Genomic DNA, 642 nt, shown 5'->3' with positions numbered 1-642 from the left:
CAGATATGTCTGGTAGTGATCATCTAGGACTCGGATCGCACGGTGCAGCACCTCGATCTTGCATTCACGCAATGTCTTCACACTTGCTCCTTCATCCAGCGGCACCACGCGACACGCGTCATGCGCATGAGCCGGCGTTGCTGCTCCGATGAATAATCGTACAGCTCCACGGGGATATCGTGCCACTGTAGCCAGTGTTCCAGAGTGTGTGCCTTCTTGCCATTTACGGTCAGCAAATTATTGACCCAAGCAGTCAGCTGGTGCTGGGCCGTGATTACCGCTGGGTGTTCGCTGACATCAATCTCCGTACGTATCGCATAGCCTGACCACTCTATGCCCACGCACACAAATGACTCGCGTTTTTCTTCGAGCGCGCAAATCACTCCATCCAAAATGCGCAGCTTGTACTCACGAACCTTGTTCATTACCAAGTCTCCAGCATGTGCCGCACCCAATTGATGCGGGTTTGACGAATTCGCGCAGCGTGTTCCGGGACCTCAATCAGATCGGCCACGCTAATGCCGGTCAGGTGCTCAATCCACCACTCCAGCGTCGCGATCCCAACGCCGATGCTATTTTTGTTAAGGGCACGCATGATGCTTTTACGCAGCTCATGGCTAGCCGCATCCAGCTCCATGGATC

General features: G+C 54.2%; 2 protein-coding genes. Both read right to left on the bottom strand.

Annotated features, from left to right (window positions below; genetic code table 11):
- Window positions 1-77 precede the first annotated feature (77 nt).
- Window positions 78-425, bottom strand: a complete 348-nt coding sequence (locus AC1RPH_RS07680) for a hypothetical protein (RefSeq protein ID WP_281116345.1) — start codon at window positions 423-425, stop codon at window positions 78-80.
- A partial coding sequence (locus AC1RPH_RS07675) for a hypothetical protein (protein ID WP_481762008.1) occupies window positions 425-642 on the bottom strand: 218 nt, incomplete at its 5' end. The genes AC1RPH_RS07675 and AC1RPH_RS07680, both read right to left, overlap by 1 nt.

The sequence above is a fragment of the Dellaglioa sp. CoH-57-MRSF-16 genome (genome assembly GCF_056782055.1).
This window is presented reverse-complemented; position numbering and strand designations above follow the sequence as displayed.

Coding starts and splice junctions, on each gene's coding strand:
- AC1RPH_RS07680 (WP_281116345.1), bottom strand. CDS start 425: ATGAACAAGGTTCGTGAGTACAAGCTGCGCATTTTGGATGGAGTGATT.